Raw genomic sequence first — 25,774 nt, 5'->3', positions numbered from 1 at the left:
TGAAATGCCGTGAATAAAGGAAAAGCACGATAATATTGTTGCACCGCAGTTTTTCTTATGTTACTCTTTTTACAGTGTTAACAGCAATAGCATCCCCCTTTGAGAGGAGGTGAACGGTGTGAATAAAACAGAATTAATTAACTCTGTGGCAGAAGCGGCAGGTCTAACAAAAAAAGACGCAACTAAAGCTGTTGAAGCTGTATTCGATACAATTCAATCGACTCTTGCTAACGGTGATAAAGTTCAATTGATTGGTTTCGGAAACTTCGAAGTACGCGAGCGTGCTGCACGTAAAGGACGTAACCCACAATCAGGTGAAGAAATCGAAATCGCTGCAAGTAAAGTTCCAGCTTTCAAAGCAGGTAAAGCACTTAAAGACGCAGTAAAATAATTTGAGATTTTACATAGGAGTCCGTCCAGCGAATCTGTTCATCAGATGGCCATGGATGGACTCCTTTCCGTTTTTTTTAATGGTATACATAAGGAAGTACAAGTAACTATACGGAATGAATGGAATGTGCTAGTATTTTGGGGAAATAGGTTTTGTTCCAACAAGGAGGACATGCTGTTATGAAAGAGCAAGATATAAATAAATTAGAGCAGGCTGTTACGATGATCTTGGAAGCAATCGGTGAAGACCCGACTCGTGAAGGATTGCTTGATACGCCAAAACGTGTGGCTAAAATGTACCAAGAAGTATTTGAAGGTTTAAATAAAGATCCAAGAGAATATTTCGATACAGTATTCCATGAGAATCATGACGAAGTCGTCTTGGTGAAAGATATTCCATTTTATTCTATGTGCGAACATCACTTAGTACCGTTTTTCGGTGTGGCCCATGTAGCCTATATTCCGCGTAATGGAGTAGTTGCAGGCTTGAGTAAGTTGGCAAGAGCTGTTGAAACGGCAGCGCGTCGTCCACAATTGCAAGAACGCATTACATCCAGTGTGGCAGATGCCATGATGGAAAAGTTGAATCCCCATGGTGTTTATATCATCATCGAAGCTGAGCATATGTGTATGACGATGAGAGGCATTAAGAAGCCGGGAGCTAAAACTATCACGACCGTTGCTAGAGGAATCTATGAACATGATGACGTGAAGCGTGCTGAAATTTTATCTCTTATTAGAACAAACTAAGGTCTTTGCCGAGCGCTTGCTGTATATGCTATCATTAGGATTATATATAGACTGGAGATGCGAAAATGACACAACCAGATTATCTGATTATCAAGGCGAAAAAAGATGGAGTGAATGTTATTGGGCTCACGAGAGGCAATGACACCAAGTTTCACCATACCGAAAAGCTAGATAGAGGAGAAGTCATGATCGCGCAGTTTACCGAGCATACCTCCGCTATTAAGATTCGGGGAGAAGCTGAAATTCATACAGCTCACGGCGTAATTGCGAGCGAAGAAAAAGAATGACCGTATCCTTACGGGAATGGAGCTTACTGATGGAAACAAAAGGGTTCACTGACCAAGTCGACAATTATATACACCATTTGCGACGCGCTATTTATCAGCCAGTGGTCGAACGAGATGTCGGACATGCTCCGATTGACAGGCGAAAAGCTTCGTTGCTCTTATTGCCTTTGCTTAACGGAGAGCAGTGGACAGATGAGATGCAAACCGCAGCGTTGGCCATCGGTGCCATCCATACGGCTTTTGACGTCCATGATCAAATCGATATCGTCGATGCTTCATCCAAAGAACAGCAGTTGATGGTCCTGGCGGGCGATCACTTCAGCGGTATTCACTATAAGCTATTGGCGTCGATTCCGAACTTCCATCTCATTCGTTCTTTGTCATCGGCTATCGGCAGAGTCAATGAATGCAAGACGACATTGCTTCAAGCGCCGCCAACAACTGTTGAAGAGCGGTTGCAGTTAATCGCTGAAGTGGAAAGTGCGTGTATTGTGAAGTTCTTCGAATCATTTGGTTTTAGTCGCTACGTACATATTGTAGAGACGGTCTTTCCTTTCGTCTGGTTGCTTGACAGCAGACGGCATGATTTGAATCGCATGAAATTTCCGCATCTCGTACCGAGTACGCATGAGACACAAGATTGGATCGATCAGTTACAACAACAGCTGAACGACAGATTAGAGAACAGCTTTTATTTACATACTGAAGTAATAGCCGAGTTGCAGAAAATGACGAATCAATGAGAAAGTAAATTGAAGTGAGGAAAGAAGGGACGAACTGTGGCGGTCTCAAAAGAAGAAAAAGTTCATAACGTCTTTGAAAAAATTTCGACAGACTATGATAAAATGAATTCCGTGATCAGTTTTAATCAACATATAAAATGGCGGAACGATATCATGGAACGCATGCATGTACAGCCGGGTGCTAAAGCACTTGACGTTTGCTGTGGTACTGCAGATTGGACTGTCGCATTGGCTCAAGCTACAGGACCTACTGGTGAAGTTGTCGGTTTAGACTTCAGTGCCAACATGCTGGATTCCGGCAGAGACAAAGTAGCACCTTATCCGCATCTTACGTTGGTTCAAGGTAACGCAATGTCACTTCCATTTGCGGACAATTCATTTGATTATGTAACGATCGGGTTTGGTCTTCGCAATGTTCCTGATTACTTGACTGTTTTAAAAGAAATGCGACGCGTGTTAAAGCCCGGTGGAATGGCAGTATGTTTGGAAACATCTCAACCTAAAATACCTGTCTATCGTCAAGGGTTTCGCTTCTATTTCAAATACATTATGCCGTTATTCGGTAAACTGTTTGCAAAGAGCTATAAAGAATATTCTTGGCTTCAAGAATCGGCAAATGATTTCCCAGGCATGAAAGAGCTAGCACAGCTTTTTGTCGATGCAGGATATCAAGAAGTTTCGTATAAGTCTTACAGTGGCGGTGCGGCGGCAGGCCATATCGCTTACAAATAATGAATACACGGGAGAAGGTAATGGGGTTGGAAAAAATTAAGTTGATGTCGCTTTATACGGATTTCCGCAAAGATATGTCCTATATTGAAAAAGAGCTTGAGCGTTCCGTGCAATCCTCTTCTCCCATTGTTCGTCAGGCTTCCTTGCATTTATTAAAAGCGGGCGGAAAAAGAATCCGGCCGATTTTCGTTATAATGGCTGCTCAATTCGGAACGTATTCGCTGGAGAACGCTGCGAAAATTGCAGTATCCCTGGAATTGATCCATATGGCATCTCTTGTCCATGATGATGTAATTGATGATTCTGATATGCGGCGCGGTTTAGAAACTGTTAAAGCGAAGTGGAACAATCGGGTAGCTATGTATGCAGGGGACTTCATCTTTTCACGAGCGCTGACATCTATTGGTAATATCGAGAAAGCACCTGTTCATCAGATTCTCGCAGAAACGATGCTTGAGATATGTAAAGGGGAAATCATCCAAATTGATTTCCAACAACAAACCGATCAAGATCTGCGCGACTATTTGAAACGTATTAAGCGAAAAACTGCTTTACTGCTATCCTCCAGTTGTGAACTCGGCGCACTTAGTGCGGATGCGGATTCGCAAACTGTACGAAAACTTAAGAGATATGGGTATTTCACTGGAATGGCATTTCAGATCGTCGACGATATCTTGGATATCACTTCAACAGATGCAGAACTTGGGAAACCGGCAGGAAGCGACTTATTAAATGGTCATATTACATTGCCTGTTTTATACATAAAAGATGATGAACAATTCAAGCCCTACATGAAACGTGCGTTTACTGGGGTGATGGAAGAATCGGATAGGCAAGCGATGCTTCGCTATATTCGACAAAGTGGTGCTATCGAAAAAGCACAGCATGTAAGTGATTTGTACTTGATCAAAGCACTGAAGGAATTGGAAAGTCTGCCGAATGGAAAGTCGAAGAAAGCTTTGACTCAAATTGCTGATTTTATTGGTCAACGAAAATATTGACGATGTTTGTTAATAGTTGAAAGAAAAAGGCGTCAATGTTACGATTTAAAAGGGATTATCCCTATAGAAGATCGAAGGAGTGTTTAAGAGATGGAAAGAACATTTTTAATGGTAAAGCCTGACGGCGTACAACGTAACCTTGTAGGTGAAATCGTTGGTCGTTTCGAAGACAAAGGATATCAATTAGTTGGCGGGAAATTAATGAACATTTCTCAAGAACTTGCTGAACAACATTACGGAGAACATAAAGAACGTCCATTCTTCGGAGAACTTGTAGAATTCATCACTTCTGGACCAGTTTTCGCAATGGTATGGGAAGGCGAGAACGTAATCTCTACTGCTCGCTTAATGATGGGTGCAACGAATCCAAAAGAATCAGCTCCTGGAACTATTCGTGGAGATTTCGCTGTAACAGTAGGCAAGAATATTATTCATGGTTCAGACTCAGCTGAGTCAGCAAGCCGCGAGATTAACTTGTTCTTTAAAGAAGAAGAGCTTGTGACTTATGACAAAACAGTGAACAACTGGATTAATTAATCGCCAAAAACAGCCGAGCGAATTTCGCATGGCTGTTTTTCTTATACATACAACATACTTTTTCCGCTATAATGAGAACGTACATAAGAAAGAAAAGGCAGCAGGGGGTTGTGAAATGTCTGATTATTCGATGTTAATTCAAGGGGTCAAAAAGAAAACCGGGATTGATTTGTCTTTGTATAAAGAAGCCCAGATGAAGAGGAGACTCACTTCACTATATGAAAAGAAAGGCTTTCGTAATTTTAAAGATTACTCTCTAGCTATTCAAACGGACAAAGACTTATTGGAAGAATTCTTGGACCGCATGACGATTAATGTTTCAGAATTTTACCGCAACGCCATACGTTGGAACGTCTTAGAGAAGAAAATCTTTCCTCAATTACTGGAAAAGAATACTCGATTAAAAATTTGGAGCGCAGCTTGTTCTACCGGAGAAGAGCCATACTCACTTGCTATGGTTCTATCATCCTACCTTCCGTTGCGTGATATCTCCATTTACGCCACAGATCTAGATATGGGCGTATTGAATCGTGCCAAAGTTGGTCTTTACAATGAGCGTGCATTAAAAGAGGTGCCGAAGCCAATCGTCGATAAGTTCTTCATAAAAGAAGGTGCTTCCTATCAAGTGGTAGAAGATATTAAGAAGACCGTTACATTCAAACAGCAAAATTTGCTGGAAGATCGCTATGATACGAACTACGACTTGATCGTTTGCCGTAATGTGATGATCTACTTCACGGAAGAAGCGAAAGATCAGATTTACACCAACTTCTCCAAAGCACTTAAACCTGGTGGTGTTCTGTTCGTTGGAAGCACAGAACAAATATTTAATCCTGAAAAATACAACTTCGAATCAGTAGATACATTCTTTTATAGAAAAAAACAATAAACCACGTTACGGAGGAATGGAATATGCGCTATATTACAGCTGGAGAATCACATGGTCCACAGCTTACAGCTATCATTGAAGGATTACCTGCACAGATGGAGCTTACTGCTGAGATGATCAATAAAGAATTGAAGAGAAGACAAGGTGGGCACGGTAGAGGCCGTAGGATGCAAATAGAGAAGGATCGTGTGGAAATCTCATCAGGTGTACGTCATGGTAAAACAATGGGCTCGCCAGTCACGCTGACAGTTGTTAATGATGATTGGAAACATTGGACAGGCATCATGGGTGTAGAACCACTGCCTGAAGACGTAAATCCGGAAGATGTGAAGCGTCAGATCACTCGTCCTCGTCCTGGACACGCAGATCTAGTCGGCGGCATGAAATATGGCCACCGTGACTTGCGAAATGTTTTGGAGCGTTCATCAGCACGTGAGACGACGATGCGTGTTGCAATCGGTGCAGTAGCAAAACAATTCTTGCGTCAGCTTGGGATTGAAACTGTAGCGCATGTGACAGAAATTGGTGGAATCAAAACAGATCCTGCCGCTTATGCCGATCTTTCCATAGAAGAGCTGCGTGCCATCATAGAAGAAGATGCAGTATATTGTGCGGATGCAGACGCGTCTGTCAAAATGACGGCAGCTATAGATGATATTAAAAAGCGTGGCGATACACTTGGTGGAGTAGTAGAAGTCATCATTGAAGGATGTCCTCCGGGAATTGGTAGTTACGTGCAATTCGATCGCAAAATGGATGGCAAGCTTGCAGGCGCTATGATGAGCATCAACGCTTTTAAAGGGGTTGAAGTTGGTTTAGGGTTTGATATGGCCAAAATGCCAGGCAGTGAAGTGCATGATGAAATCAGTTGGAATGAAGAGCTAGGATATTACCGAAAATCCAATCGTTTAGGCGGACTTGAAGGTGGAATGACGACAGGTATGCCGATCGTAGTTCGCGGTGTAATGAAACCCATACCGACGCTATATAAACCACTGGAAAGCGTAGATATTGATACAAAGGAACCTTTCGTAGCAACAATTGAGCGTTCCGATCCTTGTGCGGTACCTGCTGCATCCGTTGTAGCTGAACATGTCATCGCTACAGAGATGGCTAAAGCGATTATGGAAGAATTCCGTTCGGATACAATGGATGGCTTACAGAAAGATATTGAACAATATAGACAATATGTAAAGGAGTTTTAAGATGGATAAGTTAACTGTTTCCGTCCGTGATCACCAATACGATGTCTATGTAGGTTCGAACACTTATGAATTATTTTCGACTGAATATGCAGAGTTGCTACGTACTACAGATAAAATTGGAATTATTGCCGACGCACATGTAGCAGAGCTACATCTGCCTTTATTGCAAAAAGCACTAGCACATTCTGGTCGCGAGGTATCGGTGAAAATCGTACCTGGCGGCGAGAAGTGTAAAATGCCAGAAGTCTACGTGGAGTGTCAGTCTTTCTTACTGACTGAAGGTTTTACGCGGAATTCACTCCTGATCGCATTTGGTGGAGGGGCGTGTGGGGATTTAACAGGCTTTGTAGCAGCTACGTTTATGCGGGGTATTCGCTTTATCCAATGTCCGACAACTGTGCTTGCGCATGACAGTGCGGTCGGTGGTAAAACAGCCATTAATATGCCGGAAGGGAAAAACATGGTGGGATCATTCCATCAACCTTCAGCTGTATTGTTTGATACGGATGTATTCAATACGTTACCTGCATCAGAAATGCGTTCAGGCTTGGCAGAATTGGTCAAGCACGCTTTTATTTCGGATCCATTATGGACAGAGCGATTACTGGAAAAGGAACAGTTTTCTACACCTTCTATTGAATGGCTTGAACAGGAATTACTGCAAGGCATCAAGGTAAAAGCAGAGATCGTGGGAGAAGACGAGTTTGAGAATTCTACGCGCAAGTATCTGAATTTCGGCCACACATTTGGACACGCTGTGGAAGCGGCTTCTGGATTCGGTAGCCTCAGTCATGGTGAATGTGTCATGATTGGTATGGGTTATGCCTTCTTGCTAAGTGAAAAATACGGTGATATACCAGAAGGATTCACGAATCGCTATCTTCACTTCGCTAACAATAATGGCTATACATTTGGGCCGGTATTCTCTTATAGTTTCGAAGAGTTACTATCCTATATGCAAAAGGATAAAAAAGCTTCATTCGGCAAGATGAATTTTGTTTTATTACAAAAAATCGGTGAACCTTTTGTAAAAGAAATTAGTTCGGAAGAGTGTCAGGCGGCATTTGAGGAATTTAAAGCAAAATTGAAAAGCGAGGGAATTGTATGAGTGTAAGAGGAATTAGGGGTGCGACAACAGTTGAACATGATGACGCAAAAGAAGTGTTACAAGCGACAGAATCTCTTGTACTCGAAATGGCAGAGTCGAATCAATTCAAACCGGAAGATATCGTTTCTATAATTGTTTCCACTACAGTAGATGTCAAAGCGGCATTTCCCGCAAAAGCGATCCGCTCGATTGAAGGCTGGACGTATGTACCGGTCATGTGTACACATGAAATTGATGTACCTGGCTCTATGCGCAAGTGTATTCGCGTCATGATGAATGTCAATACATCTAAAAAGCAGGAAGAAATACAACATATCTATCAAAATAATGCTGTTCAATTACGACCTGATTTACAAAAACAACAATAAGGGAGGGCTATCCAATGAAGTGGAAACCAATTTTACGCACGATGAAAGCTTATACACCCGGACGTTCAATAGAAGATATAAAGCGTACATATGACCTGCAAGAAGTACATAAGCTCGCTTCAAACGAAAACCCTTATGGTTCATCACCAGAAGTCGCAGAATATTTACGTTCAAAGGCAGCTCAATTTGAAATGTATCCAGATGCTTACACTGCTGGATTACGTGGAAAGCTTGCGGAATTCCATCAAATCGATCCGAATGAAATTCTTTTCGGGAATGGTTCAGATGAGATTGTCTCAATTATTTCCCGTGCAATACTACAACCGGGGACTAATACGGTCATGGCTTCTACGACTTTCCCGCAATACGCACATAATGCAAAAATAGAAGGTGCTGAACTTCGTGAAGTGGCTATGCTCGAAAGTGGTGATCATGATTTAGAAGGCTTTTTGAAAGTGGCTGATGAAGAAACAGCCGTCATCTGGGTGTGTAATCCAAATAACCCGACAGGTAATTTATTATCGAGTGAATCCATAAAAAGCTTCTTAGATCAAGTACCTGAAACGGCGCTTGTTGTTCTCGATGAAGCATATATTGAATTTGTGACGGATCCAGCACAGCAAGATACTATACAGTGGATTCATGATTATACTAACTTAATAATTCTTCGGACGTTCTCTAAAGCATACGGCTTGGCAAGTTTCCGCATAGGGTATGGCGTGGCTAATGCAAGTATTGTATCCGAACTCAATAAAGTACGGAATCCTTTTAACAATAGCTCACTCGCATTAGCGGTGGCCGAAGTTGCTCTTGCGGATCAGCAATTCCTTCAAGCGTGTGTAACTAAAAATGACGAAGAACGAAAACGTTTTGTAGACTATGCGAAACAGCATGCATTGGCGATCTATCCGTCAGCTACTAATTTTGTATTAATTGCTGTACCTGGAGACGCAGATGTTGCATGCGAAGTGTTATTGCAAAACGGTTATATTGTCCGCAGCGGAAATCTGCTGGGCACACCAGGATTTGTTCGCGTGACGATTGGGACGCACGAGCAAAATACAGGTTTCTTTAAAGCATTTGATCAACTATTAACTAACCAATAAGGATAGATGACAATGAAAACGACGGTAAGTATAATTGGACTCGGGTTGATCGGCGGATCACTTGGTCTAGCATTAAAGCGAAATCCAAAAATTCATATTGTAGGTTTTGACCGTTCATATGCGACTGCTGACGAAGCATTTCGTCGGGGAATTATTGACACGGTTGCCCCTTCCGCAAAATCAGCCTGTGAACAGGCTGACTTTGTTGTTTTTGCGACACCTGTCAACACCACGGTTGCTCTTTTTGAAGAAGCCGTAAACTGGGACTTCAAAGAACATGTCATCGTCTCAGATACAGGAAGTACGAAAAAGCCGATTATGGATGCTGCGAAGGTTTTACAAGAAAAAGGAATCACCTTCATAGGTGGCCATCCAATGGCAGGCTCCCATAAAAGTGGTGTATCCGCTGCGATGGAACATCTTTTTGAAAACGCGTATTACATTCTTACACCGAGTGAAACAACGACTGAAGAACAAATCGATGTTATTGAAAAATTGTTATCTTCAACAAAAGCCAAACTGATTGTCCTCCAAGCGGAAGAACACGACCGAATGACGGCGATCATCAGCCATTTCCCACACATTGTAGCCTCTTCATTAGTCGGCCGCTTGGCTGCCCAGGAAGAACAACAACCATTTGTGAAAAAACTGGCTGCAGGTGGATTCCGTGATTTAACACGTATCGCTTCAGCAGATCCTGTCATGTGGCGTGATATTACGATCCAAAATCGAGAAGAATTATTGTCACAAGTGGACGGTTGGCTCGACGAGATGAATAGCATTCGCGCTATGCTCGAAGACAATAATCCTGAGCATATTTTTGATTTCTTTGCGCAGGCGAAAACTTACCGTGATCAACTTCCTTCTACAAATGAAGGGGCAGTTCAAGGGGCACTCTATATGACATTTGATTTACACATCGATGTACCGGATCATCCGGGTGTCATTTCTGAAATCACAAAAATTCTTGCAGAGGCCAATATTAGTTTAACTAATATACGTATCGTGGAAACACGTACAGATGTGTACGGTATTTTAGTTGTCAGCTTCCAGTCAGCTACTGAACGTAAGAGAGCTCGTCAAGTATTGACAGCAGAAACTGACTACTCGATGCACGTACTTTAAGAGGGGGAGAGCGGAATGTCAGAACAACAGACGGTTTCATTTGAAAAGCCGGTTCTTCGCGGCGCTTTACAAGTACCTGGAGATAAATCAATTTCCCACCGTGCGGTTATGTTGGGATCCATTGCGAAAGGCAAAACAACCATCAGTGGATTTTTGGATGGTGAAGATTGTTTGAGCACAATTGAAATGTTTAAACAGCTAGGGGTAAAGATTACTCGTAACGGAACAGATGTGACTGTAGAAAGTCCTGGCATCGCGAACTGGCAGACGCCCACTGAAGCACTTGACGCGGGTAACTCGGGAACGACTGCGCGTTTAATGCTAGGCATTTTATCCGGTTCTTCCGTAACGTCTGAAATGTGCGGAGATCAATATTTGTCTAAGCGTCCAATGAAACGCGTGACGGACCCTTTAGAACAAATGGGTGCAGACATCACGAGCAAAGGAACAGCTGATTATTTACCACTGACAGTCACCGGGAAAACGTTGCACGCAATCGACTATTTAATGCCGGTTGCTAGTGCGCAAGTAAAGTCTGCTGTATTACTTGCCGGTCTTCAAGCGCAGGGCACTACGTCCGTTACAGAAATAGCTGTTTCGCGGGATCACACGGAACGTATGCTTGTACAGTTTGGTGCGAAGCTAGAACAACAAGATCAAGTCATCCGGATCGAAGGCGGCCAGCAACTGACTGGAACGGATGTTGTCGTACCAGGAGACATTTCCTCTGCTGCATTTTTCATGGTAGCGACGGCATTAGTTGAAAACAGCGATGTGTCGTTCCTGAAAGTTGGATTGAACCCTACTCGAACAGGTATACTGGATGTACTAGAAGCGATGGGTGTAGAAACTGAACTTTCAGACGAACAAGGGTTTTCGGGAGAGCGTTATGGCACTGTACGAATAAAGCATTCGAAATTGCGAGGAACCGAAATCGGCGGAGATTTGATTCCGAGATTGATCGATGAACTTCCTGTGCTTGCTTTATTGGCAACACAAGCAGATGGAAAGACCATCATTAAAGATGCAGAAGAACTTCGTGTCAAAGAGACGGATCGTATTGAGGCAGTCGCTACGGAATTACGGAAACTCGGAGCGGATATCGAGACCACACCGGATGGCATGATTATTAATGGGCCGACACCACTAACCGGTGCCACACTTCAATCATACGGTGACCACCGTTTAGGCATGATGGCTGCGGTAGCGGGATTGATTACATCAAGTCCTGTTCAAATCGACAATCCATCTTGTATCGCGATTTCCTATCCACACTTTTTCGAAGATCTATCGGAGCTAGTCAATCAATAAAGTAGAATAGAAAGCTCAGGTGAAAAAATGAATGTATTGCAGGAATTAGAGCAAATAGTACTCGATGGGGATGTAGATGCTCTACAAGATAAAATACAGAAACTGCAAGCTGCAAACGACTACGACGCATTATACAATGTTGCAAATCTATTGATCGAATATGGATTCATCGGACAAGCTGACGAGATATTCTCTCAGTTGATGCAAGTATTCCCTGATGAAGCCCAGTTGAAAATTGATCGTGCCGCAGCTTTACTGGAACTTGGTGAAGAGGACGAAGCCTTATTATTACTGACGGACGTTTCACCGGACGAAGAAGAGTATGTACAAGCTTTGCTTGCACAAGCGGATTATTATCAAATGCTCGGACTTGCCGAAACAGCATTATCTAAAGTGCGTGAAGCCGCAACATTGGCTCCACACGAACCGGTCATCCAACTTGCGCAAGCAGAATTGCTATTGGAGTCAGGAAGATACAGTGAGGCTGTGAGGATTTATGAGAAGCTTCACGAGACAACTGAAGAGATCGCAGGCGTTCGTCTGTCCTCACGGCTTGCGGAAGCGTACAGTGCAGGAGCAGCGTATGAGGAAGCCATTCCTTTCTATGAGGCATTACTTGACAAGGAAGCGAACCCTGAAGAATTGTTTGGATTAGGATTGGCTTACTATCAAACTGCACGCTACTCGGAAGCGGTCACACGTCTTGAGCAATTGTTAGAAATGGATCCAGATTATTTCTCCGCTTATATGCTTGCAGGACAAAGCTATGCGCAACAAAATGAAGACGACAAAGCGTTAGAGCTTTTCAGAAAAGGTATTGAACGTGATGAGTTCGATAAAGAATTACAGCTAGCGGCAGGGAAATCTGCTTTGAAACTGCAAATGCCACAACAAGCAGAAGAGCATTTAAAAGAAGCGCTTGTTTTAGATCCAGAGTATATCGATGCACTTGTAACACTTGCTTCGGTGTATGAAAAACAAGAAGAAGACGAAGCGTTAATTGATTTGCTGACGTACTCTGAAGTAGATCAATTAGAAATCCCTTTACTTCATGCTTTTCTTGCATACGCCTATGAACGTGTAGAAGATTACGAAAAAGCGTATGAAATGTATTTCAAAGCATATGATGGGATGAACGAGGATGCTGCGTTCTTAGATCAATATGCACGATTCTTGCTAGAAGAAGGTAAGCGCGATGAAGCGTTATCAATCATTCAGCAATTAGTAAGAATCGCCCCGCATGAAGAGGAATGGACAGCATTCATCGCGCAATCTGAAGAGGAGGGGTAAGATGAAGGCCATGGTTCCTGTAGCTGCCAAGAAAGAATTTTTAAGGTGGTTTTTAAAGCGCTATCGATTAAAGCGGCGGGAATGTGTATGGATTTTAAATTATCTTCTCAGCAACGAACATTTATTAACGAATGTTCATTTTACAAATGAAGCTCATCACTGTCCGCGCGCCATGATCATATCAACTACAGAGGTAGACAGTATCCCTTTTCGTTTCTACAAGGGTAATTTGATGACAGCTGATGCGGAAAAGTCATTTCATGATCTCAGACTGCATCCTGACGAGGATATGTTCATCCAACTAAATTTCAAACACAGCAACAAATGTCCTGAGTACGCGAGTGTGGCGGAAGAGAATCCCTATTTGCCGGAAGATTTGTTGAAGAAAAAGAAAGACCAACAAATAGCGGAAAAGCTATTGGAAGAGAGCTTCACATTAACGACGAATGACATGTTGCTGAAGAGGATTGATGAAGCGCTGGATAACGGTGACCGTGAGCTGTTCATTAGCCTGACAGCTATGTTGAATGAGATGAAAAAAGATAAGGACATTAGCCAATGATTTCGCCCTTCGCGGTGGAATCATTGGTTTGCGTTGTGCGAAAATATAGGCTAAACTTTATTAAATGATGCAAGGAGGAATGACAATGAACTGGGTTCCGAAAGATGTTGATACGTATATAAATCAGAAAGAATATATTGATACTGTCGTTGTGCCTTTAATAGCTATAGACACACGACCTGAAACGATGAAAAACAGCGCTTCCTCTTCTGAGTTCTTGATGAATCTGTCGATGTTCATAGAAAAGCAATTTAAAGGGCGTATGATGTTCATGCCGCCTGTTTCGTACACGCAGTCAACAGACTTGCAGCAAATGGCGGACACGTTGTCAGAGGATTTGAAGAAGTCCTCCTTTACGCATGTCTTCTATCTTACGACGGATGCTAAGTGGACGAGCGTGACGGTGGAAGGTAAAGTCGTCTGGCTGCCGTCGATCCCTCTAGAAACGATGGACAACCATCTACGCCAGACCATCATGGAAGACCAGCTACGGCAAGTCCTGACACACTTTATGGAAAGTTGGAACGTGCAGTAAGATGTTGATTCGTATGGGGTAGGTGATTTGCGCTACGGAGGTTCCTCGTGACATAAGAGCGCCATTTCGTCATAGAACTTGAAGTTAATCGAGTTTCATGTCATTATCAGTACAGACGCTTTCTAAACACCGTCCTTTAAAGGGTACAAGCACTAGTTGAAACGTATTTAAAGGGAGATTGGCGTTTGTCACCAAATCTTAATATTTGTCCACAAACTTAAGTGCCTACTAAAAGCATTATTGAATTTAGTTTCATATTGATATATCATAGATATGTCCTAGTATTACAATTAGCAAAAGAATGTCCGTGGGACTGACTTTGGAGTAAGAGGAGGGAAATTACTGATGAGCAATAAAGTGTCAAGACGCACGTTCCTAAGTTATACACTAATGGGAACTGGTGGGTTCATGGCCTCTGCAATGCTGATGCCGATGATTCGTTTCGCAATTGATCCTGTACTGGCTAGTGCCGGTGGTTCGGATATGATTCCAACACCGCAAAAAGCTGCTGATCTTACAGAAACACCGGTTCGTGTAGACTATACAATCAAAGATCGACAAGATGCATGGTATACTTCTGACGAATCTAACACGGCTTGGGTCTACAAAGAAGGCGACAAGGTCATAGCACTTTCTCCAGTCTGTAAACACTTAGGGTGTACAGTGAACTGGGAAGGGGACGAGCATAAAAACGAATTTTTCTGCCCTTGTCACGCTGGACGTTACAAAAAAAATGGTGATAACATTCCAGGATCACCACCGCTTGGACCGCTTGATGAGTTTGAAGTAGAAGTCATCGACGGATTTGTCTATCTTGGTGAAGTAATACCGAACACATTAGTCTAAAGGGTAAGGGGGTACGACCGCAGTGTTAAATAAAATTTATGATTGGGTGGATGAACGGTTAGATATCACACCAATTTGGCGAGATATCGCTGACCACGAAGTACCTGAGCACGTAAACCCTGCACATCATTTTTCTGCATTCATCTATTGTTTCGGAGGTTTGACGTTTTTCGTAACGGTTATCCAAATCTTGTCTGGTATGTTCCTGACAATGTATTACACACCGGATATTGAAAACGCATGGAAATCAGTTTTCTACCTTCAGAACGATGTTGCGTTCGGTGAACTTGTGCGCGGGATGCACCACTGGGGAGCTTCGTTAGTTATCGTAATGATGTTCCTACATACTTTGCGTGTATTCTTTACAGGGTCTTATAAAAAGCCTCGTGAATTAAACTGGATCGTCGGCGTATTGATCTTCGGCGTCATGCTAGGTCTTGGATTCACAGGTTATCTACTACCTTGGGATATGAAAGCTCTATTTGCAACAAAAGTTGGGATTGAGATTGCCGCGTCAGTACCTTTCATCGGAGAGCAGATTAAAATTCTTCTCGCGGGTGATTCCACGATTCTAGGTGCACAGACGTTAACGAGATTCTTCGCGATTCATGTATTTTTCCTACCGGCTGCTTTGCTTGGGTTGCTTGCAGCACACTTTATCATGATCAGAAGACAAGGTATTTCCGGACCACTATAAGAACCAATTTTTTGGTTAGGGTCATCTGAAATTTAAGAAGGAGGGAATAACATGCACCGCGGAAAAGGGATGAAATTTGTCGGGGATTCGCGCATCAAGGCTTCAGGCAAGATGTCGAATACACCAAAAGACTACTCAGAATATCCAGGTAAAACCGAAGCGTTCTGGCCAAACTTTCTATTGAAAGAGTGGATGGTTGGAGCGGTCTTCTTGATCGGTTACCTAATTGTCACACTTGCACACCCGTCACCGCTTGAGCGTCAAGCGGACCCGACGGATACAATGTATATACCGATACCAGACTGGTATTTCTTATTCATGTATCAATTATTAAAATATGAATTCGCATCCGGTCCTTATAACGTGATCGGTGCGATCGTCATTCCAGGATTGGCATTTATGGCATTAATGCTAGTTCCTTTCATGGATACAACAAAGGAAAGACGTCCATTTAAGCGTCCATTACCAACAGGTTTCATGATTCTTTCATTCTTAGCTATCTTCTACTTGACTTGGGAATCAGTCGAAAACCACGACTGGGAAGCAGCAAAAGTTCAAGGTGCTATTGTGGACGAAGTAGAATATGATGAAACTGCTGAAGGGTATGAGATTTATCAGGGCTCTTCCTGTATTGGTTGTCACGGTGACTCATTCCAAGGTGGACTGGGATTACCGTTAACTAACACAGGTATGACACCTGAAGAAATCATCGAAATTGCTCATGATGGCCGAGGTACAATGCCTGCTGGTACATGGGAAGGTTCAGAAGAGGATCTTCAAGTACTTGCTGAATTTATAGCTGAGCTAGAAACGAAGTAAGAAAAAAGAGTCAGGAAACTGACTCTTTTTTTCTATATATTTATCTATAACTAAACTATACATAAAAGTAGTATATTCCGATGGAAGTGGTGATGTTTTTGCGAATGGCATGGACGCAACTTTGGATGATTCTTTCACATAAATCATTCTTATGGATTCTTCTTTTTATTAATATACTAGGCTCGGTCTACGGCTATGATTGGTATATGTGGCAACTGGAAATCACGGAACCAAAATTCTGGATTTTTGTACCGGATAGTCCTACAGCTACTCTGTTCTTTTGTATCGCTATAATAGGCTGGCTACTCAACCGAAACATCAAATTGATGGAAGCTCTTGCACTCATCACGTTAGTAAAGTATGGCTTATGGGCTGTTGCTATGAATGGATTGACACTCGTTGTAACGGGTTCAATCGGCTGGGTAGGCTGGATGTTGATTGGCTCTCACTTCGCGATGGCATTGCAAGGAATCTTGTACTTGCCAAAATATAAATTCACCGCTTGGCATATTGCAATTGCCGCAATTTGGACACTTCATAACGATGTGATCGATTATGTTTTCGGCCAAATGCCGATTTACCATGACCTGACGCAATTCAGTCCTCAGATTGGTTATTTCACATTTTGGTTGTCCATTGCTTGTATTGCTATTGCGATGTGGAATTACAAGTCAAGACTGGATTTACGGATGTTGAAAGCATAGTTAAAAGTTGCAGTAAGCAAGTAAACATTATAAAATTAAGGGTAGAGAGAAAGGGGAGAGATAGACGTGTTCTGGATATACTTTGGTATCATTTTATTGCTTCCTATCTATGCGCAATTTAAAGTGAAAAGCACATATAAAAAGTATTCAAAGATTCGTTCTACTTCTGGGATGACCGGTGCTCAAGTAGCAAGACTCATTCTGGATCAAAATGGGCTACATGATGTAAAAGTTGTGGAAAGTCAAGGATTCTTAACGGATCACTACAATCCAATGACAAAAATCGTGGCATTGTCCACGAGTAACTATCATGAATCATCTGTAGCAGGTACAGCAGTAGCGGCGCACGAAGTTGGCCACGCTATTCAAGACAAAGAGGCTTACTCATTCTTGCGTTTCCGTCACAGATTGGCGCCAGTCGCAAGTATAACTTCTAACGCATCTTGGGTATTCATCATGATCGGGATCATCTTCTCTAGCATGAACTCTTTGCTAGGTATCGGGATTCTGTTGATGGCAGTTGGGGTACTATTCCAAATTGTCACATTGCCAGTAGAGTTTAACGCATCATCACGTGCGATGGATCAAATCGTTCAACTAGGCATTATCCGTAATGATGAAGAACCACAGGCGAAAAAAGTATTGAGTGCAGCCGCGATGACATATGTTGCCGCAACTGCAGTAGCTGTACTTGAACTAGTTCGTTTGATTTTAATCTTTACAAACCGCGACTAATAAAAAATCCTTCTGCTCATGCAGAAGGATTTATTTAATCAACGATAGGCCGCTTTTGTTCATCCAATGTGAATCCTTCACCCATTACATCATGTACTTCCATCATGGAGACAAATGCTTCGGGATCTACAGAGGTGATGAGATTTTTTAATCGAATCATTTCATTTTTTCCAACTACGCAATAGAGTATTTCGCGATTTTCTTTTGAGAAATGACCGTACCCTTTAAATACTGTTACGCCTCTTTCCATTGAATCTGCAATTTTACTAGCGATTTCATCCGGAGAGCTCGTAACGATGAATGCACCTCTCGCAGAGTAGGCTCCTTCCTGTACGAAATCAATGACACGTGCGCCGACGAATAACGCAACCAATGTATACATCATCGAGCGGTAATCCAAATAGACAGCCCATGATAATAAAATGATCGCGGCATCAAACACAAACATTGTTTTCCCCATCGTAACTCCATATTTCTTATGCACGAGTCTCGCAATAATATCAGAGCCGCCTGTCGTCCCGCCGCTTCGAAATATAATACCTAATCCGACACCAATGAATACGCCGGCAAACAATGCCACTAGGAACAGATCGCCTTCCATATGGATATTCGCTTGATACTTCATGAAGAGTTTAATAAAAATCGACACGGCCACTGTACCAATGACGGTATAAATAAAGGAGCGTCTGCCGAGCATCTTCCATCCAATTAAAAACATTGGGATATTTAGCAATAAGTTCAGTAAAGCAGGGTCCCAATTAAAAGCAAACAGCAAGATCAAGGTAATCCCAGTAAACCCGCCTTCTGCCAGTTCATGCTGAATCGTAAAGTTCACGAGTCCGAAACTAAATAACGCAGCACCGAACATAATCAATAAAATATTACGTACACGAATTCCAGCGAACAAACACAAAACTCCTCCCGTTAATTAATTCTTGATGTAATTGAGCTTCTCGTTCTATGTAGCATGTCCCATGTATGCGCGTATTATCATTCAACGATACGTGCAATATACATAGTATGTGCTAAATATTATATTTTGACAATAGCCAGAAGAATGCATACGATAGGAAGGGGAGTTGATTGCGATGACTAAAACGATGGAACAATTGCAACAAGATGTGGACACATACATAACTGGATTTAAAGAAGGATACTTCCCTCCGATGGAACTTATCGCACGGCTGACAGAAGAGTTAGGGGAACTATCCCGTGAAGTGCAGGATCGCTACGGTATGAAGAAGAAAAAATCTACTGAAGCCGTACGAACTTTGGAGGAAGAAACGGGTGATCTATTATTCGTCCTCATCTGTTTTGCTAACTCACAACAAATCGATTTATCGGAAGCGCTTGATACTGTATTGACTAAATTCAACACTAGAGATAAAGACCGCTGGACGAAAAAGGAGGAAAAAGAATGACGATTAAATTAGCGATAGCAGGTGCACGTGGAAGAATGGGTGGGACTGCTATAGTGGCAGGCACGGAAGCAACAGATATGGAGATTGTAGCAGTGCTTGATTATAAACACGATGGAGAATATCTACATAATGGAGCCATAACAGATACAAAAGAAGGGATACCAATTTATACTTCACTGGCAGCGTTGCATGCTGCGCACCACCCGAATGTATTACTCGATGTGACAGATCCTGATGCGGTATTCGCTAACGCAAGCGAAGCATTGTCACTAGGTATGAACGTAGTGGTCGGAACGTCGGGATTGACTGCCGAAATGCTCACAGATTTAGAGAACCTTTCTAATGAACAGCAGAAAAGCTGTATCATTGCACCGAACTTCTCGATAGGTGCCGTTCTTATGATGAAATTTGCTCAACAAGCTGCTCGTTATTTGGGAGACGTTGAAATACTCGAAATGCACCATGATCGGAAATTAGATGCACCGTCCGGAACAGCTGTCAAAACGGCTGAGATGATCCGTGAAGTACGTGCAGCTCACATCCAAGGTCATCCAGAAGAACAAGAGACACTTAAAGGTGCACGCGGGGCAGATATTGAAGGTATGAAAATACACAGTATTCGTTTACCAGGATTACTCGCACATCAAGAAGTACTACTTGGTGGTGAAGGGGAGTTGCTCAAGATTCGTCATGATTCATTCGACCGGAAGTCCTTTATGCCGGGTATACTACTGGCGGTTCGTGAATCTGTTTCTACTCCACGATTCATCTACGGCCTTGAAAAAATTATAGATTAAACTTTTGCAGTGAGGCGGTTAATGTATGCAACAAAGAAAATTAAAAGTAGGTGTCATTTGTTATCCTTCACTCGGAGGATCAGGTGTAGTGGCAACGGAGTTAGGGCTTAAAATGGCAGCTAAAGGTCATGAGATGCATTATATTACATCGAGTAAACCATTTCGATTTTTAGATATCCATCCGAATATCCAGTTTCATGAAGTGACGATTGAAGGATATGCAGTATTCAAGTATCCTCCGTATGACATTGCCCTTGCTAACCGCATCGCGCAAGTCATCCAATCGGAACAGCTGGATTTGCTGCATGTCCACTACGCAGTGCCACACGCAATTTCTGCTATTCTGGCGAAAGATATGGCGCAATCATCTATTGGTATCATCACGACCCTACATGGCACCGATGTGACGATTCTCGGTCACGACCCTGCATTAAAAAACACATTGTCTTATGGAATTAATAAATCCGATCGTGTAACGGCTGTATCTCGTTCATTACGCAATGAAACGATCGAGTTGTTGCAACCGACGACAGAAATTCGAACAATTTATAACTTCATCGATGAAGAAAAGTATTATCCACGTGATGTGGGACATCTTCGGAAAGAACTCGGCATTGCCCCAGATGAAAAAGTCCTAATCCATATATCTAATTTTCGTAAAGTCAAACGTATTCCCGATATTATTGAAAGTTTCCGTTTGCTGGATCAGCGACATAAAGCGAAATTGTTGTTAGTGGGTGAAGGCCCGGAGAAATTTGATTTGGAGAAATATGTTAAGGATAACGGATTGCAAGACGATATTTTATTCCTAGGTAAGCGCGATGATTTGCCGGAATTATTATCCATCAGTGATGTGATGTTGCTGCTTTCTGAAAAAGAAGCATTCGGTCTCGTGTTGCTTGAAGCGTTTGCTTGTGGAGTGCCAGCTGTAGCAAATGCGATCGGTGGGATCCCAGAAGTTGTGGAAGACGGGGTCAACGGATTCTTAGTAGAACTAGGCGATGTACAAGCCGTCGCTGATCGTGTGACACAGCTGCTGAATGATCCCAATATGCATCAACAAATGAAAAGAAATGCTATGCGAACGGTACAAAAAGAATTCAGTTCCGAATCAATCGTGGCGCAATATGAAGAATTATATTATGAAGTGGCGGCGATGAAATGACAACTTCATTCGGTTCTGCAGCGAGCCGTCAAGTAATTATAGAATTGCACGCGGCAGGCTATGAAGCCGTCTTTGTTGGCGGTGCAGTTCGTGATGCCCAGCTTGGTAAAAAACCGTTGGATATAGACATTGCGACTTCCGCCACACCACATCAAGTCAAAGAAGTGTTTAGACACACAATTGATGTAGGCATTGAACACGGTACGATCCTTGTGCTGATGCATGGTGAACCGATTGAAGTGACGACATACCGTACAGAAGCTACAGACAGCGACCTTCGTCATCCCGTCGTACCATCATTACAAGCGGATTTGCAACGCCGTGACTTTACGATCAATGCACTCGCTAAGACAGTGGACGGAGAATTGATTGATGTATTTGATGGACTGAAGGATTTGAGGCAAAAAATCATTCGCTCCGTCGGAAACCCTGGAGAACGTTTGAAGGAAGATCCACTGCGTATTTTCCGCGCTTTGCGTTTTTCCTCTGTCCTGAATTTTGAAATCGAGTCAGAGACATTGCATACGATGGAAACATTAGCTCCTTCGTTGCGTCATGTTGCGATTGAACGGATCAAAACAGAAATGGATAAATTGTTTCAAGGGCAGAATCCTTCTCGAGCGTTTCATTACGGACGTGAAATTGGTTTGCCAGAACGGTTTCCCGAGTTGTTTGCAGCATTTGATTCACTGGATCGCTATACACCATTTCTTCACGCGCGCCACGGCTTCGCGGCGATGCTAGCAGTAACGGATACGTCAGCAACAGAACTGGCTAGGTACTTCAAATTATCTAATGAGGAAAAACGTTTTTTGAAACAGTGTGAAGAAGCCCTCGCAATACGTACACAACGGGCGTTTGATCCATGGGATTTCTATAGCTATCCAACCGACGTACTGGAAGTAGTGGAAAAAATCTATTGTACGAATCATGAAGGTCATGAAATAAGCAATCAGCAAATTGAACAACATAAAAATCAATTACCGATTTTGCAACGCACAGACTTGGCTTTCACTGGGAACGACTTATTGAAATGGTCAGGAAAAAGTGGTGGCAAATGGACAAGTGATTGGATTATGAAAATTGAACGAGCAGTTGTCTACGGACAAATTGAAAATGACGCACTGGCGATAAAGGAATGGTTTATAAATGAAATCTCCTGTGAAAAGTGAATTATTGAAACGATTGTTTGCCGCACAAGGTGAGCCTATATCTGGGCAAGATATTGCCGATGAATTCGGTCTTTCGCGCACAGCGATCTGGAAGTATATTAAAGAACTTGAAGAAGAGGGCTATGAAATCGGGTCACAGCGTAAAAAAGGTTATTACTTAATCGATGCACCCGATTTGGTGAATCAAGGGAATATCACTGAATATTTAACGACCGAACGCTATGGTCGGATCATTAAATATTTCACAACCGTGCCTACTACACAGACCATTGCACATGAAGACGCGCAAAACGGAGCGCAGGATGGCACGTTAGTTATTGCGGAAGAACAAACAGCAGGCAAAGGACGTTTGGCTAGACCTTGGACGTCAAAAGCAAATCGAGGAATTTGGATGAGTCTGATCATTCGCCCTGATTTGGCACCTCAATATGCACCGCAACTGACTTTGGTTGCAGCGGTCGCAATTGTACGAGCAATTGAAGAAGTGGCGGATATTCAACCAGTTATTAAGTGGCCAAATGATATTTTAATCAATGGCAAAAAGGTGACAGGTATCCTGACAGAGCTTCAGTCCGATCCCGACCGCGTCAAAGCGATTATCTTAGGGATGGGGATCAACGCCAATCAGCAGCAGTCTGATTTCCCTGAAGAACTACAAATGATTGCGACTTCATTACGCATTGAAAAAGGGGAAATGATTGACCGTGCACAATTAGTGGCGGCCATTCTTAAGTATCTTGAACAATATACAGATTTATATGTCGAAAAAGGATTTGCGCCGATTAAAATTTTATGGGAGAGCTATGCTGCGATAACGGGTAAGAACATCAAGGCGAGTATGGTCCATGAAACGGTTGAAGGTATTGCACTTGGTATTTCCCATGATGGTATGCTAGAACTACAACTTGCAGACGGCACTGTACGTGGAATTTATTCCGCAGACATTGAAATTAAGAATTAAAACTATACATAAACTTACTGTTTTGATATAGTGTACGCATAGGGCGGTATCGATTTGAGAGCTGCACCTGTTTGGCAAATGAATTCTATACAAGTTCTGCCTTGATCTATTTAGACAGGGACGGAGGAAGCATAATGAAACGCTTACGCAACCCTTCTGTCCAAATTTGGATCAGTAGGGTTTTATTTTTGGTTTTTTGCCTACCAAACGCCTGCTGAAATCAGACGTAAAGGAGAAGATGAACAATGAAATCTACAACAGATTTTTCGAAAATGAAAGCAAATGGTGAAAAGATCAGTATGCTGACTGCATATGATTATCCGACAGCGCAAATTGCAGAACAAGCGGAAATTGATGTACTTCTTGTCGGAGATTCTCTTGGTATGGTCGTGCTAGGCTATGATTCGACAGCACATGTAACACTTGATGAAATGAGTCACCACGGTAAAGCGGTTCGACGAGGGGCGAAAGATACTTTCGTTATCGTAGACATGCCATTTGGTACGTATCACGGATCTGCTGATACCACGTTACAGAATGCTTTACGTTTATTCCAGGAAACGTCTGCGAATGCACTGAAAGTCGAAGGCAGTGGAGCAGTTATCGATAAAATCAAGTTGATGACGACAGCTGGCATGCCAGTATGTGCACACTTAGGATTGCTTCCGCAGTCAGCTGGAGTTAGTGGCGGATATAAAGTACAAGGGAAAACGGCCGCTGCAGCTAAACAGTTGATTGAAGATGCTAAAGCTTGTGAAGCAGCGGGTGCGTTTATGATTGTACTGGAATGTATTCCTTTCCAATTGGCGAGAGAAGTTGCGGAGGCAGTATCTATTCCTATCATCGGAATCGGTGCGGGTGCTGAAGCAGATGGCCAAGTACTTGTATTCCACGATATGGTGCGCTACGGCAATCATAAACTACCGAAATTCGTCGAAAGCTACGCGGAAGTAGGTAAAGATATTGAAGGTGCGATGAGACTTTATAATTTGGCCGTTAAGGACGGATCGTTCCCTTCTGAAAGCCATCGCTTTACGATGAAGGAAGAAGAACTCGAAGCATTGTACGGAGGCAAGACGCTATGAATGCTAGTGCCACCATGCAAATTGTCCGGTCGATCGCCGAATTGAAAAATATTCTAAATCCAAGAAAACGTGAAGGACGCACTGTAGGTTTCGTACCGACAATGGGTTTCCTTCATGAAGGTCATATGGAATTGGTAGAAGAAGCTAGAAAAGACCATGATATTGTCGTCATGAGTATTTTCGTCAATCCTGCGCAGTTCGGCCCGGGAGAAGATTACGATGCATATCCACGCGATGAGCAACATGACGCAGAATTGGCTTCCACAGCAGGAGTCGACTATTTATTTATCCCTTCTGTTGATGAAATGTATCCTCGTAAGAGCGGTATCAGCATTTTGCCTGGAGAACAAGCTTCGCGTCTTTGCGGAGCTTCAAGACCAGGGCATTTCGACGGAGTGTTGAAAGTGCTGTTGAAGTTATTCAGCATTGTTGATCCGGATGAATCATATTTTGGAATGAAAGATGCGCAGCAACTAGCGATTATTGAAACGTTTGTACAAGACTTTAATCTCCGCACATCGATCGCACGTGTACCTACTGTGCGTGAAGAAGACGGGCTTGCGAAAAGCTCACGTAATGTGCGATTACTTGAACATGAACGAAATGAAGCGAGTGCAATCAATCGTGCACTCTCTCAGGGGAAACGCAGTTATTATGAAGGCGTTCCACTTCAAGAAGTAGCGAAGATTGTGCGCAAAGCGATTGAAGAAGAAACATCCGGTACGATTGATTATGTCGACGTACTTGCGTATCCGTCATTGGAAGAGAATATCGATGATACTGATGAAGTAATCTTGGCAGCAGCAGTACAATTTACTCACGCAAGATTGATAGATAATATTATTATGTCAACTATAAAGGATGAGAAAAATGTTTAGAATGATGATGAATGGAAAATTACACCGTGCTACTGTTACGGAAGCCGATTTGAATTACGTAGGGAGCATTACAATCGACGGAGCGCTATTAGAGGCTGCCGGAATGTTGCCGAATGAGAAGGTGCAGATCGTCAATAATAATAACGGTGCCCGCTTCGAAACGTATATTATTGAAGGAGAGCCAGGCAGTGGAGTAATTTGTGTCAATGGAGCTGCAGCACGTCTTGTGCAGCCGGGTGACATTGTTATCATTCTTTCTTATGTGTACGTGTCAGATGAAGAGGCTCGTACTCATCAGCCGACTGTGTTGATCATGGATGAGCAGAATCGTGTGAAGGAAGTTATCACGGAAAAACCAGGCGTCGCTATATTCTAAAGAGTACTGAACCCCCATTTGAGAGTTATTCAAATGGGGGTTTGTTTAATGAAAACATGGAATAGGCTGTTGGGGTGGGGAATGGCGCTTCGGAGGGGACGCGTTTGAAGTGACCCCTCCGAAGCTTATTGAATTAGAGATTGTAATGAGGATTTACAGGAATTTGAACTTAGACTTAA

Annotated in this window: 31 protein-coding genes; 30 read left to right on the top strand and 1 reads right to left on the bottom strand. The window is 42.7% G+C overall.

Translation table 11 applies throughout. The annotated features are described in order from the left end of the window. Nucleotides 1-118 precede the first annotated feature (118 nt). The 22 genes from H605_RS0104155 to H605_RS0104045 all read left to right on the top strand — a co-directional run bounded on the left by H605_RS0104155 (nucleotide 119) and on the right by H605_RS0104045 (nucleotide 17,740). Nucleotides 119-391, top strand: coding sequence for an HU family DNA-binding protein (locus H605_RS0104155; protein ID WP_037561579.1), 273 nt, complete (start codon nucleotides 119-121; stop codon nucleotides 389-391). A gap of 179 nt (nucleotides 392-570) precedes the next feature. Beyond that, nucleotides 571-1,140 carry a GTP cyclohydrolase I FolE gene (gene folE, locus H605_RS0104145; protein WP_029053046.1) on the top strand — a complete coding sequence of 190 codons (570 nt, stop codon included), beginning with the start codon at nucleotides 571-573 and terminating at the stop codon, nucleotides 1,138-1,140. 65 nt (nucleotides 1,141-1,205) lie between these two features. Further along, on the top strand, nucleotides 1,206-1,427 hold the full coding sequence (mtrB, locus tag H605_RS0104140; protein ID WP_029053045.1) for a trp RNA-binding attenuation protein MtrB: 222 nt from the start codon (nucleotides 1,206-1,208) through the stop codon (nucleotides 1,425-1,427). 29 nt (nucleotides 1,428-1,456) lie between these two features. Further along, a complete protein-coding gene (locus H605_RS18340; protein WP_051210462.1) occupies nucleotides 1,457-2,170 on the top strand; it encodes a heptaprenyl diphosphate synthase component 1 in 714 nt (237 codons plus the stop codon). 36 nt (nucleotides 2,171-2,206) lie between these two features. After that, complete coding sequence (locus tag H605_RS0104130) at nucleotides 2,207-2,902, top strand: demethylmenaquinone methyltransferase (protein WP_029053044.1); 696 nt, start codon at nucleotides 2,207-2,209, stop codon at nucleotides 2,900-2,902. A 26-nt stretch (nucleotides 2,903-2,928) separates the two neighbouring features. Beyond that, nucleotides 2,929-3,903, top strand: coding sequence for a polyprenyl synthetase family protein (locus H605_RS0104125; RefSeq protein ID WP_029053043.1), 975 nt, complete (start codon nucleotides 2,929-2,931; stop codon nucleotides 3,901-3,903). A 90-nt stretch (nucleotides 3,904-3,993) separates the two neighbouring features. Continuing rightward, nucleotides 3,994-4,440 (top strand): nucleoside-diphosphate kinase, encoded by a 447-nt coding sequence (gene ndk, locus H605_RS0104120; RefSeq protein WP_029053042.1) that lies wholly within the window; start codon nucleotides 3,994-3,996, stop codon nucleotides 4,438-4,440. A gap of 115 nt (nucleotides 4,441-4,555) precedes the next feature. Next, nucleotides 4,556-5,329: a CheR family methyltransferase gene (locus H605_RS0104115; RefSeq protein ID WP_029053041.1), complete on the top strand. Its 774-nt coding sequence runs from the start codon at nucleotides 4,556-4,558 to the stop codon at nucleotides 5,327-5,329. A 23-nt stretch (nucleotides 5,330-5,352) separates the two neighbouring features. Next, nucleotides 5,353-6,534, top strand: coding sequence for a chorismate synthase (gene aroC, locus H605_RS0104110; RefSeq protein WP_029053040.1), 1,182 nt, complete (start codon nucleotides 5,353-5,355; stop codon nucleotides 6,532-6,534). A 1-nt stretch (nucleotide 6,535) separates the two neighbouring features. Then, on the top strand, nucleotides 6,536-7,642 hold the full coding sequence (aroB, locus tag H605_RS0104105; RefSeq protein ID WP_029053039.1) for a 3-dehydroquinate synthase: 1,107 nt from the start codon (nucleotides 6,536-6,538) through the stop codon (nucleotides 7,640-7,642). Further along, entirely contained in the window at nucleotides 7,639-8,010 is a 372-nt protein-coding gene (gene aroH, locus H605_RS0104100; protein WP_029053038.1) for a chorismate mutase, read from the top strand. The genes aroB and aroH overlap by 4 nt, the downstream gene beginning before the upstream one ends. A gap of 14 nt (nucleotides 8,011-8,024) precedes the next feature. Continuing rightward, nucleotides 8,025-9,116: a histidinol-phosphate transaminase gene (gene hisC, locus H605_RS0104095; RefSeq protein WP_029053037.1), complete on the top strand. Its 1,092-nt coding sequence runs from the start codon at nucleotides 8,025-8,027 to the stop codon at nucleotides 9,114-9,116. Nucleotides 9,117-9,128: 12 nt separating this feature from the next. Beyond that, entirely contained in the window at nucleotides 9,129-10,241 is a 1,113-nt protein-coding gene (locus tag H605_RS0104090; RefSeq protein WP_029053036.1) for a prephenate dehydrogenase, read from the top strand. 15 nt (nucleotides 10,242-10,256) lie between these two features. Further along, nucleotides 10,257-11,552 carry a 3-phosphoshikimate 1-carboxyvinyltransferase gene (aroA, locus tag H605_RS0104085; RefSeq protein WP_029053035.1) on the top strand — a complete coding sequence of 432 codons (1,296 nt, stop codon included), beginning with the start codon at nucleotides 10,257-10,259 and terminating at the stop codon, nucleotides 11,550-11,552. Between the two features lie 27 nt (nucleotides 11,553-11,579). Beyond that, nucleotides 11,580-12,842 carry a tetratricopeptide repeat protein gene (locus tag H605_RS0104080; protein ID WP_029053034.1) on the top strand — a complete coding sequence of 421 codons (1,263 nt, stop codon included), beginning with the start codon at nucleotides 11,580-11,582 and terminating at the stop codon, nucleotides 12,840-12,842. Between the two features lies 1 nt (nucleotide 12,843). Continuing rightward, complete coding sequence (locus tag H605_RS0104075) at nucleotides 12,844-13,404, top strand: ReoY family proteolytic degradation factor (protein ID WP_029053033.1); 561 nt, start codon at nucleotides 12,844-12,846, stop codon at nucleotides 13,402-13,404. Nucleotides 13,405-13,489: 85 nt separating this feature from the next. Continuing rightward, on the top strand, nucleotides 13,490-13,939 hold the full coding sequence (locus tag H605_RS0104070; RefSeq protein ID WP_029053032.1) for a DUF2487 family protein: 450 nt from the start codon (nucleotides 13,490-13,492) through the stop codon (nucleotides 13,937-13,939). A gap of 342 nt (nucleotides 13,940-14,281) precedes the next feature. Then, nucleotides 14,282-14,785 carry a Rieske (2Fe-2S) protein gene (locus H605_RS0104065; protein ID WP_029053031.1) on the top strand — a complete coding sequence of 168 codons (504 nt, stop codon included), beginning with the start codon at nucleotides 14,282-14,284 and terminating at the stop codon, nucleotides 14,783-14,785. Between the two features lie 22 nt (nucleotides 14,786-14,807). Continuing rightward, entirely contained in the window at nucleotides 14,808-15,482 is a 675-nt protein-coding gene (gene qcrB, locus H605_RS0104060) for a menaquinol-cytochrome c reductase cytochrome b subunit (RefSeq protein ID WP_029053030.1), read from the top strand. A gap of 51 nt (nucleotides 15,483-15,533) precedes the next feature. Next, nucleotides 15,534-16,301, top strand: a complete 768-nt coding sequence (locus tag H605_RS0104055; RefSeq protein WP_029053029.1) for a menaquinol-cytochrome c reductase cytochrome b/c subunit — start codon at nucleotides 15,534-15,536, stop codon at nucleotides 16,299-16,301. 104 nt (nucleotides 16,302-16,405) lie between these two features. Then, nucleotides 16,406-17,005, top strand: a complete 600-nt coding sequence (gene lhaT / locus H605_RS0104050) for a lipoprotein heptaprenylglyceryl N-acetyltransferase LhaT (protein WP_232321216.1) — start codon at nucleotides 16,406-16,408, stop codon at nucleotides 17,003-17,005. A 66-nt stretch (nucleotides 17,006-17,071) separates the two neighbouring features. Next, a complete protein-coding gene (locus H605_RS0104045; RefSeq protein ID WP_029053027.1) occupies nucleotides 17,072-17,740 on the top strand; it encodes a zinc metallopeptidase in 669 nt (222 codons plus the stop codon). Nucleotides 17,741-17,774: 34 nt separating this feature from the next. Here the strand turns inward: H605_RS0104045 and H605_RS0104040 are convergent, their stop codons facing one another. Then, complete coding sequence (locus tag H605_RS0104040) at nucleotides 17,775-18,647, bottom strand: YitT family protein (protein ID WP_029053026.1); 873 nt, start codon at nucleotides 18,645-18,647, stop codon at nucleotides 17,775-17,777. Nucleotides 18,648-18,828: 181 nt separating this feature from the next. Between H605_RS0104040 and H605_RS0104035 the strand changes: the two genes are divergently transcribed. From H605_RS0104035 to panD, 8 genes are all read left to right on the top strand, one after another. Next, the gene (locus H605_RS0104035) at nucleotides 18,829-19,161 is read left to right on the top strand and encodes a nucleotide pyrophosphohydrolase (protein ID WP_029053025.1); all 333 of its coding nucleotides are present in this window, start codon (nucleotides 18,829-18,831) and stop codon (nucleotides 19,159-19,161) included. Continuing rightward, nucleotides 19,158-19,958 carry a 4-hydroxy-tetrahydrodipicolinate reductase gene (dapB, locus tag H605_RS0104030; protein WP_029053024.1) on the top strand — a complete coding sequence of 267 codons (801 nt, stop codon included), beginning with the start codon at nucleotides 19,158-19,160 and terminating at the stop codon, nucleotides 19,956-19,958. Before H605_RS0104035 ends, dapB begins: the two co-directional genes overlap by 4 nt. A 25-nt stretch (nucleotides 19,959-19,983) precedes the next feature. Beyond that, nucleotides 19,984-21,123 (top strand): N-acetyl-alpha-D-glucosaminyl L-malate synthase BshA, encoded by a 1,140-nt coding sequence (gene bshA / locus H605_RS0104025; protein ID WP_029053023.1) that lies wholly within the window; start codon nucleotides 19,984-19,986, stop codon nucleotides 21,121-21,123. Next, nucleotides 21,120-22,295: a CCA tRNA nucleotidyltransferase gene (locus H605_RS0104020; protein ID WP_029053022.1), complete on the top strand. Its 1,176-nt coding sequence runs from the start codon at nucleotides 21,120-21,122 to the stop codon at nucleotides 22,293-22,295. The genes bshA and H605_RS0104020 overlap by 4 nt, the downstream gene beginning before the upstream one ends. Beyond that, nucleotides 22,273-23,256 carry a biotin--[acetyl-CoA-carboxylase] ligase gene (locus tag H605_RS0104015; protein WP_029053021.1) on the top strand — a complete coding sequence of 328 codons (984 nt, stop codon included), beginning with the start codon at nucleotides 22,273-22,275 and terminating at the stop codon, nucleotides 23,254-23,256. The genes H605_RS0104020 and H605_RS0104015 overlap by 23 nt, the downstream gene beginning before the upstream one ends. 245 nt (nucleotides 23,257-23,501) lie before the next feature. Continuing rightward, nucleotides 23,502-24,341: a 3-methyl-2-oxobutanoate hydroxymethyltransferase gene (panB, locus tag H605_RS0104010; protein ID WP_029053020.1), complete on the top strand. Its 840-nt coding sequence runs from the start codon at nucleotides 23,502-23,504 to the stop codon at nucleotides 24,339-24,341. After that, nucleotides 24,338-25,219 (top strand): pantoate--beta-alanine ligase, encoded by an 882-nt coding sequence (gene panC, locus H605_RS0104005; RefSeq protein WP_335695468.1) that lies wholly within the window; start codon nucleotides 24,338-24,340, stop codon nucleotides 25,217-25,219. The genes panB and panC overlap by 4 nt, the downstream gene beginning before the upstream one ends. Beyond that, nucleotides 25,212-25,595, top strand: coding sequence for an aspartate 1-decarboxylase (panD, locus tag H605_RS0104000; RefSeq protein WP_029053018.1), 384 nt, complete (start codon nucleotides 25,212-25,214; stop codon nucleotides 25,593-25,595). Before panC ends, panD begins: the two co-directional genes overlap by 8 nt. Nucleotides 25,596-25,774: the final 179 nt, after the last annotated feature.

It is taken from the genome of Sporosarcina ureae DSM 2281, assembly GCF_000425545.1.
Lineage (GTDB): Bacteria > Bacillota > Bacilli > Bacillales_A > Planococcaceae > Sporosarcina > Sporosarcina ureae.
This window is presented reverse-complemented; position numbering and strand designations above follow the sequence as displayed.

Coding starts and splice junctions, on each gene's coding strand:
- folE (WP_029053046.1), top strand. CDS start 571: ATGAAAGAGCAAGATATAAATAAATTAGAGCAGGCTGTTACGATGATC.
- mtrB (WP_029053045.1), top strand. CDS start 1,206: ATGACACAACCAGATTATCTGATTATCAAGGCGAAAAAAGATGGAGTG.
- H605_RS18340 (WP_051210462.1), top strand. CDS start 1,457: ATGGAAACAAAAGGGTTCACTGACCAAGTCGACAATTATATACACCAT.
- ndk (WP_029053042.1), top strand. CDS start 3,994: ATGGAAAGAACATTTTTAATGGTAAAGCCTGACGGCGTACAACGTAAC.
- H605_RS0104115 (WP_029053041.1), top strand. CDS start 4,556: ATGTCTGATTATTCGATGTTAATTCAAGGGGTCAAAAAGAAAACCGGG.
- aroC (WP_029053040.1), top strand. CDS start 5,353: ATGCGCTATATTACAGCTGGAGAATCACATGGTCCACAGCTTACAGCT.
- aroB (WP_029053039.1), top strand. CDS start 6,536: ATGGATAAGTTAACTGTTTCCGTCCGTGATCACCAATACGATGTCTAT.
- aroH (WP_029053038.1), top strand. CDS start 7,639: ATGAGTGTAAGAGGAATTAGGGGTGCGACAACAGTTGAACATGATGAC.
- hisC (WP_029053037.1), top strand. CDS start 8,025: ATGAAGTGGAAACCAATTTTACGCACGATGAAAGCTTATACACCCGGA.
- H605_RS0104090 (WP_029053036.1), top strand. CDS start 9,129: ATGAAAACGACGGTAAGTATAATTGGACTCGGGTTGATCGGCGGATCA.
- aroA (WP_029053035.1), top strand. CDS start 10,257: ATGTCAGAACAACAGACGGTTTCATTTGAAAAGCCGGTTCTTCGCGGC.
- H605_RS0104080 (WP_029053034.1), top strand. CDS start 11,580: ATGAATGTATTGCAGGAATTAGAGCAAATAGTACTCGATGGGGATGTA.
- H605_RS0104075 (WP_029053033.1), top strand. CDS start 12,844: ATGAAGGCCATGGTTCCTGTAGCTGCCAAGAAAGAATTTTTAAGGTGG.
- H605_RS0104070 (WP_029053032.1), top strand. CDS start 13,490: ATGAACTGGGTTCCGAAAGATGTTGATACGTATATAAATCAGAAAGAA.
- H605_RS0104055 (WP_029053029.1), top strand. CDS start 15,534: ATGCACCGCGGAAAAGGGATGAAATTTGTCGGGGATTCGCGCATCAAG.
- lhaT (WP_232321216.1), top strand. CDS start 16,406: ATGGCATGGACGCAACTTTGGATGATTCTTTCACATAAATCATTCTTA.
- H605_RS0104035 (WP_029053025.1), top strand. CDS start 18,829: ATGACTAAAACGATGGAACAATTGCAACAAGATGTGGACACATACATA.
- dapB (WP_029053024.1), top strand. CDS start 19,158: ATGACGATTAAATTAGCGATAGCAGGTGCACGTGGAAGAATGGGTGGG.
- bshA (WP_029053023.1), top strand. CDS start 19,984: ATGCAACAAAGAAAATTAAAAGTAGGTGTCATTTGTTATCCTTCACTC.
- H605_RS0104020 (WP_029053022.1), top strand. CDS start 21,120: ATGACAACTTCATTCGGTTCTGCAGCGAGCCGTCAAGTAATTATAGAA.
- H605_RS0104015 (WP_029053021.1), top strand. CDS start 22,273: ATGAAATCTCCTGTGAAAAGTGAATTATTGAAACGATTGTTTGCCGCA.
- panB (WP_029053020.1), top strand. CDS start 23,502: ATGAAATCTACAACAGATTTTTCGAAAATGAAAGCAAATGGTGAAAAG.
- panC (WP_335695468.1), top strand. CDS start 24,338: ATGAATGCTAGTGCCACCATGCAAATTGTCCGGTCGATCGCCGAATTG.
- panD (WP_029053018.1), top strand. CDS start 25,212: ATGTTTAGAATGATGATGAATGGAAAATTACACCGTGCTACTGTTACG.